Here is a 7149-nt window from a genome sequence, read left to right as displayed (position 1 = left end):
TCGATTCCGGGGGCTGAAGACTGGTCGCTGGTGCTGGTGGTTGGCGGGGCTCAATTAGAAATGGGATATCTCCCGAACGTCCGGCGTCACATGATAAATGTGGCTCCTCAGTTTATTTTGCCGTGGCAGACCTAAAGCGTAGTCTGCTGCTGCAAACGCAGCATCCCAAGTCTCGGCGTGTTGAGGGCCACCCATTTCGCTGTCATTGAGAAAGCTGACAAAGAGCAACTTCGCGTCAACCCCGTGCTCCCGAAGCCACCAAAGGAAAGCTAAGCGATTGGCGTACTGATAATAAAGTTCCGACCAGTTAACATGGTCTCCAATTCCGAGATCGGCACGGACTGTCGCGAAAGCACGATTAATCTGCTCTCGTGAACGTTGACCAGCCTGCGACGGGGGCGAGAAAAATTCGCGAATGTGAGCCTTTGCTTCGACTAGAACTGGACCATGCGAAGTTAAACCTAAAGCATCCCACTGAGGCCCTCGTTGAGGCCAGAAGTCCTTCAAGGATGCAGTAAGGTGCCCGATTCCGAGGCGATTCAAAAAGGCCGCATCGCGATATTCGGCGTAGTCGTCTTCCTCTAGGGGCGAGACCCATTCAATGGTTGGAAGCTTTCTCGGCTGCAGGACCTCTGGACATCTGTCGACCGCTGCTTGAATCCATTTTAAGCTTCCTTTTGTTCCCTTCGGTTGGATAATTCTCATATTCACTCGACCGTATAGTTTGAACTCAATGCGTTTGGAGGAGCTCTATCCTCTCTGCGGAGCCAATGTATGCAGGCCTTTGGCTCGCGCCACCGTCGTAGTCGCTGGATTTCCTTTCTTTTTGAGAGCTCGTCAGCGAGATAAACTAAAATGACGGTTAAATGGGATGTAAGTGGCCTCTTAAGTTGAGGCCGGATGCCCCGACAAGCCCACCACATCGGTTTTCTCAACACCTTTGTTAAGCAATAAGTAGGCGTATCCCCCCACGATAACCAATGAAATCAAACCCGCTGCAATAGCGACTTCTCTCGCTATCGGGATGCCGAAGATCATCACTAACGCACCATTAGATACCCCAGCATTTAATGCCAGAGCCTCAATCACTGGAAGACCAGCGACTTTCGCAATCACTGCGCTATTCATTGCTCCAACAGATGATCCAAGAGCTGAGAACGCTGAAACAAGTCCGGGACTTACAGCCGCAGCGGTTTCAGAAACTATGATTATGGCTCCACTTGCCGACTTCATGGCCAAGAAAGTCGAGGTGGTTGCGGTGCCCAAAATGGCACCAGTGAAACCGCCTGCTGCGGCTCCTGCGACACTAACGATACCTGTGGCAATAGTCGTCGCGGTGCCTGAGACTATTAGAGCGCCACCATAAGCACCAGCCGCTAGCGTTGCTCCTGCTCCGACAACAGCTGCTCCGGCAATCTTCGCGCCGATCAAAGCGTCTCGATGGTCAATTACTCCATCATTATTGGCATCAAAGGCAGATTTTGGAGGTATTGCCTTACTTCCTATTTTCTTCGCGGCGTGGACGAAGTCCTTGTAATCTACTTTTCCATCACCGTTGACATCCATCGACTGTTTAGACGGGGTCAGAGCGTTAAGTGTTTTCTTGATAACCATTCTAAAGTTCCAACTTGATACTAACTGTCCCTCACCCTAACAGCTTAAAACTTTAAAATTCGACACTTTTTTTGACAAAAAATCAAAGCAGAAGTCCCCCGGCAACCCGCAAAGGGCCGCCGAGGGATAGTTTTTAGGGTGGTCTTCGGTTGACGACATAGTCAGCCAACCACTGCCAGTACGCTTCAGCATCACGAAACCCTTGAGCACGAGCGGCCAGATCTTCTGCTGCCCTACGAGTGCAACCACCGTCGTATTCAGCGATCGCTGCCCGTTCCTCAAACGCATCAATGTCGGGGAAAGTCATGAGGCAACCGTCCCTTGCGGGAGTCTTATCTGATCGACGATCGCCCGACGTTGCTCGTCACTGATGCCAGCCGAATAGATGCCGTAGGTGATCCCGTTCTCTGACCGTGCTGATTGATGGCCGACCAGAGATGCGGTGAAGTGCTCAGGGACGCCCGTTCGTTCGCACTGGGTCACAAACCACTTGCGGGTCGAGTGAAACACCAGTCCCGGTCGCTCTAGACCCAACCGCCGTCTCAGTCGTGCAAACCCCTTGGTGACGTGCGCCACGGTCAGATCAGGAAACAGAGGGCCGGAGGAAGGCAGTTGTCGGAACGTATCGTCCAGAACTGGGTGAACCGGAACCAGTCTCTCCGCCGCGTCCGTCTTCAGCAGTCTCAGTTCATTGGGTTGAATATGAACGAAGCAACCGAGATTGCCCTTGGTCACGAGGTCTTCCCGAAGCAGCCCGACCGCTTCCCCCGCGCGCATTCCTGACAGCAGGCAGGTCAGCAGAACAGGATGTAACTCCCGGTCTTTGGCTCCCAGCAATCGCACTACTTCATCGTCAGTCGGTACGGCATAAGGTTGAGGGCGCACCTTGCGATCGAAGAGAACAGTTCGGAACGGATTGACCTCCAGATGCCCCTCATAGACCACCCAGTCGAGGAAGTGATTGACCTGCGACCAGATACGCCGCTGGGTTCTGGCAGTTATGGTCACCGATCCCCGAGACGAGAACGCGACCAGTTGGTCCAGGGTCAGCCCACGGGTCCGCACTGACTTGCCGATCATCGGGGACAGTTGGGCTATTGAACCCAGAAAATCTTTTCCGTCCGCTCTGTCCAGACTGCAAACCGACTGGTCACCGTATCGACTGGTGAATAATCCGACAGAGTATCGGACCGATTTGAACCCGCTGGGTCGTAGCTCGTTACTGCGCTTGTTCAGATAGGCTCGGCTCAGGTCACGAACCGACACCCTTACCGGTGCAGTTGGTCTGGCGAAGCTGAACCGCTCCAGATTGCAACCAGAGTCCTCCAGAGTGGCCCGGAGACGGACGAGAGACGACTCCGGTTGATCGACCCAATCAGGAACGTCAGCGGTGCTCTCTGAGGCAGACAGCGCCTCTTCTGCCTGCGACCGAACCTGTTCCACCAGCGTTTCGAACCGCGCATTGACTTCTGCGGCTCGGACACGGGCGGTGTTACGATCTCCAGTCTTAAGGCTCTGCTTCAGCGCCTGCGCGCCCAGCGCAAGAGCCACGTCAACGGGATAGTTGCGTCTATAGAGCCACGTATGACCCTTCAGATAGGCATAGCGAATGTGAGCAGACATCAATCTCCTCCTTTTCTGTTTGAATTTTGGGGATTGCCGTTAGGCGCTAGTGACTACCCGTCGGATCATCTCGAGTGCTGGTTCGCCGTAGGAACCAGCCAGAGGGCCGGTGACAGCAAAGCCGGTCACGCAGTCTTCGAACACCTCTTCCACGCGGAACAGATGCTCTGGGACGTCATCGAAGGCCTGGACGACCACGACGTCGCCGGGGTTTAGCTCCAGCTCAGTCATCGTTGGGCCTCCACGTCCAGAGAACCGCCAACAGAACCAGCGCCGAGACAGCGGGATGAGACCGCGAAACCACCCAGAGCATCGTCGTCAGGACGGCCTTGGGCGGTGGGTGCAAAAGAAAACCCCCGACGAGAACGCCGAGGGCAGACAGGTACTTCATGGATCAAACTCCTGCAGTTGCTTCTTTAATTAGATGCAGGAGGGTCCTCGGTTTCTGGGGGACAGGAGTGAGTAATGCCCGCTGGCTTGTATGCGCCCGACACCTGCGTTAGCGTGAATGTCCCAAGGCGAATACTGGGTGAGGCCAGGGCAGGTCCATTGCACAGGGTTGAGTTGTCAACGATTTCGCGGGGTATGAAAATGGCCGATACTGAATGCAACTATCAACGGATAGTCTCGGTTGAGGAAGTCAGGTGCGCTCTTGAAGAGGCGCAGTGCCAGCAATGTGGCATCACCACCAAAGAGTTAATGTCGCGCGGGGAGTTGCTCGAGATCTGCGGTGAGGAACTTTGCTCCGACATATCAACGGGCAAGAAAACGTTCATTACGATTGCACTATGCCCAAGCTGTCATGCACGGGCTCATCAGGACGCCGAGAACAAGCATAACCCCTGCCAGATAAAGGCTCGGTGGAGTCGAGAGGGCCTCACGTAGGGAGTTGCCGGGGGAGTTCCACTTTGCTTACTTTTTGCCGAAGCGGACTTAGGTTGAGGGCTGGTTGAACGACCGGTTACTGTGCCGGTTCAGCCGATGGCCGCAACCCACTCCTCGAAATTCTCCGCGGGTGAGAAGTAATCCAAGGTCATTCTCGGCAGACGCGAATTGGAACCACATTTCTTATGCGATTTCATAGTCGGCTGGGCTTAACCCAAGATTCGCCAAGCTTATAACGCCGTCATCAACCCCGTCCGCAATATCTGCGCGTTCAAAGGTGTCTTCTCCGCCATATACGATATAAGATTCACCTGCTGAGAATGCACCATCGGGACTGGCACCTAGCGCTGCAATGAGGATGTCATCGAACCCATCGCCATTCACGTCCCCTGCGGATGTCACCTCGCCGCCGCTGAAATCGAATTCGTCAATCCCCTTCAGAACGAACCCTTCAGGCCCGCCGGGCTGACCAAGCGTAGACAGGTCGACCTCTGCATCGAAGGCCTGCCCGCCAAATAGCAGATAGACCTCGCCTGCGTCGTTTACGCCATCGGGGTCAGCATTAGATGCGCCGATGAGGATGTCCTCGATCCCATCCCCGTTCACATCACCGGCTGATGAGACTGAGCGACCGCTGGAGTCACGCTCGTCGATACCTGCGAGAGCAAACCCATCAACCCCGCCGGGCTGGCCCAGCGTGGTCAGATCTACGTTGGAGCCGAAAGCCTGACCGCCATAAATAACATAAGTCTCGCCAGCGAAGGCCTTTCCATCCGGATCGGCACCGCTATTGCCAATCAAAATGTCATCGACCCCGTCCCCGTTCACATCGCCAATGGCAGACACTGACGTTCCGCGAACGTCTATCCCAAACCCGTCCACGCCACCGGGCTGGCCAAGGGTGGCCAGGTCGACTTCGGCCCCGAATGCCTGGCCGCCAAAGATTACATAGGTTTCGTCGAGACCGGCCACAACGATATCGTCGATCCCGTCATCATTTACGTCACCGAGCGAAGGCGTTTTCAATCCGATGCGATCATTTGCGACGCTGCCTTCAATGGTAAACCCCTGAACCGCGCCGGGTTGGCCAAGTGTTCCCAGATCGATTTCTGCATCGAATGTCTGGCCACCATAGACGACATACATTTCACCGGCATCTGAACGGCCATTGGGGTTGGCCTCTCGGGCGCCGATCAGAATGTCGTTGATCCCATCGCCATTCACATCACCCGCAGACGAAACAGTAAATCCGCTCCAATCATCGGCAGCAACACCGGTTAACGCAAAGCCTTCCAGTCCGCCGACCTGCCCCAGCGAGTTCAAGTCCTCGAGTGTTCCGAAACCCTGGCCGCCATAGATCACATAGGTTACACCCCTTTGATCAAGCACGCCGTTGGTCTGGGCGTAGTAGGATCCGACAACAATATCGTCGATACCATCCCCATTCACATCTCCTGCCGAAGAAAGCGAAAAGTCGCTGTTGTCGAAATTATCAACCCCGACATTCGTCAGCGTAAATCCGTCCGCACCGCCAGGTTGGCCCAGAGTGGCCAGATCAATCTCGGCATCCAGATCCTGTCCGCCATAAACGACGTATGCCGCCCCAGTGAAATCAAACTCTCCGGGTGGTATCGCGCGAAACGATGCGATCAGTATGTCGTCAATTCCATCCTTGTTGATGTCCCCGGCTGAGGACACGGCGAAACCGCTCTGGCCAAAGTCGTCAAACCCCTTGATGGTTACGCCGAAAGTGGTTGGCGTTGTTATATCAGCGGTGCCGGTGACAGTGACATCCAGATCGGCGCTGGCCAGCGACCCATCCGGCGCGGTGGTGGTATAGGTGACCGCAAAGCCGACCTGCTCTCCTTCCTCTAGAGCATCCACGTCGGCACCATTGGCGTCGAACGTCGCGACCCCATCTGCAGTGACCGTCAGAACGCCCAGTTCTAGCCCGTCAACCATGATCGTTTTTTCAAAGCCGGAGGCGGTGGTGGTGAAGGCAACCCCATCGCCATCGACCACACCTGTCACGGCATTGCTGCCGCCATTGGTGTCATTGGTCAGCAGGTTAACGTTCGAGCTTTCATTTTCAGTAACGGCAAGCGTGTCATTGTCAGCAACGCCGTTCGATTGATCGCCGATCTTGGCTTCGTCTTTGCGCTTTTTGCCTCCGACTTCCCCGACAGACGTGTATCGCAACCCGAAATCAGTTTCGTCCAGCATGTCAAGCGTCAGATCCACACTGTCATGATCCAAAATGAAGCTGGTGGACTGGATATCGTCGGGCGTTGTGTCCGGTGTTCCAAACGCAATACCAACGTCAAAATCGCCAAGAGTTTTAGTGACTCGACCTTTAATAGAAGTGTCACTCTTCAACGAGTTGACCGCTCCTTCCTCGTAGGCGGTGCCCGTCACATCGCCCCCTGTGCTTGACAGTCCGGTCACGTCTACGTCGTTCATGTCAAAATACAGTGCTCGAAGGTCGCCGATAGCGCCTGTATTCAGAACCATCAAATCAAAACGGAGAGTGCCGTCTTCCAACTCGGTAACAGTGACTTTTGTGTCAACGTTACCTTCGACGACAAATGTGATTGAGCGTGACATGATAACCTCCTTTAGCTAAAAGAAAATTTCCCGTAATCTACGGGTTCAGTAGCCTTGATTTGGGTAGACGACCAAGTCGTAAGAGACCTAGCTGATTCCTCAGCCATTGGAATAAATGGGATTGTTTAAAGTGCTTAGCTGAATCGCCTCCCTAGTATTGCTGAAAGGGATACTAGCATAAATTGGCTTGGGATCCTTAAATTGGCTTCTAACTCGATTCGCCGCGTGGGGCATTTATTGTTAAACTAAACGAGAAAAGCTCTTGGCCTGCAGGCGGATACAGGCAATCTTGCATAAGTTCTAATTAATTGGAGTTTGGAGGGGACACCTTACATCTATCCATCAAACCTTCATTTGCAACCACCACATGACCGAGCCCCCACCCTCCAGCACCAGCGACCAGTCTTCAGCGCCCGGAACCAC

Annotated in this window: 6 protein-coding genes; all 6 read right to left on the bottom strand. The window is 54.3% G+C overall.

Annotation, left to right across the window (positions count from 1 at the left end):
• Window positions 1-885 precede the first annotated feature (885 nt).
• On the bottom strand, window positions 886-1614 hold the full coding sequence (locus ACR0L1_RS23605; protein ID WP_170624661.1) for a dockerin type I domain-containing protein: 729 nt from the start codon (window positions 1612-1614) through the stop codon (window positions 886-888).
• Between the two features lie 133 nt (window positions 1615-1747).
• Window positions 1748-1921, bottom strand: a complete 174-nt coding sequence (locus ACR0L1_RS23600; RefSeq protein ID WP_480861106.1) for a hypothetical protein — start codon at window positions 1919-1921, stop codon at window positions 1748-1750.
• A complete protein-coding gene (locus ACR0L1_RS23595) occupies window positions 1918-3237 on the bottom strand; it encodes a DUF6538 domain-containing protein (RefSeq protein WP_480861104.1) in 1320 nt (439 codons plus the stop codon). The genes ACR0L1_RS23600 and ACR0L1_RS23595 overlap by 4 nt, the downstream gene beginning before the upstream one ends.
• 39 nt (window positions 3238-3276) lie before the next feature.
• A complete protein-coding gene (locus tag ACR0L1_RS23590; RefSeq protein WP_480861102.1) occupies window positions 3277-3468 on the bottom strand; it encodes a hypothetical protein in 192 nt (63 codons plus the stop codon).
• The gene (locus tag ACR0L1_RS23585) at window positions 3461-3628 is read right to left on the bottom strand and encodes a hypothetical protein (RefSeq protein ID WP_170555652.1); all 168 of its coding nucleotides are present in this window, start codon (window positions 3626-3628) and stop codon (window positions 3461-3463) included. Before ACR0L1_RS23585 ends, ACR0L1_RS23590 begins: the two co-directional genes overlap by 8 nt.
• A gap of 677 nt (window positions 3629-4305) precedes the next feature.
• Window positions 4306-6726 (bottom strand): hypothetical protein, encoded by a 2421-nt coding sequence (locus tag ACR0L1_RS23580; protein ID WP_480861100.1) that lies wholly within the window; start codon window positions 6724-6726, stop codon window positions 4306-4308.
• Between the last annotated feature and the right edge of the window lie 423 nt (window positions 6727-7149).

Source organism: Ruegeria sp. J8 (genome assembly GCF_056531925.1).
The sequence above is the reverse complement of the archived record's forward strand: the minus strand, read 5'-3'. Positions and strand labels throughout refer to the sequence as shown.

Excerpts from the sequence above, each read along its gene's own strand:
- ACR0L1_RS23595 (WP_480861104.1), bottom strand. The coding sequence starts at position 3,237 with ATGTCTGCTCACATTCGCTATGCCTATCTGAAGGGTCATACGTGGCTC.
- ACR0L1_RS23580 (WP_480861100.1), bottom strand. The coding sequence starts at position 6,726 with ATGTCACGCTCAATCACATTTGTCGTCGAAGGTAACGTTGACACAAAA.
- ACR0L1_RS23590 (WP_480861102.1), bottom strand. The coding sequence starts at position 3,468 with ATGACTGAGCTGGAGCTAAACCCCGGCGACGTCGTGGTCGTCCAGGCC.
- ACR0L1_RS23605 (WP_170624661.1), bottom strand. The coding sequence starts at position 1,614 with ATGGTTATCAAGAAAACACTTAACGCTCTGACCCCGTCTAAACAGTCG.
- ACR0L1_RS23600 (WP_480861106.1), bottom strand. The coding sequence starts at position 1,921 with ATGACTTTCCCCGACATTGATGCGTTTGAGGAACGGGCAGCGATCGCT.
- ACR0L1_RS23585 (WP_170555652.1), bottom strand. The coding sequence starts at position 3,628 with ATGAAGTACCTGTCTGCCCTCGGCGTTCTCGTCGGGGGTTTTCTTTTG.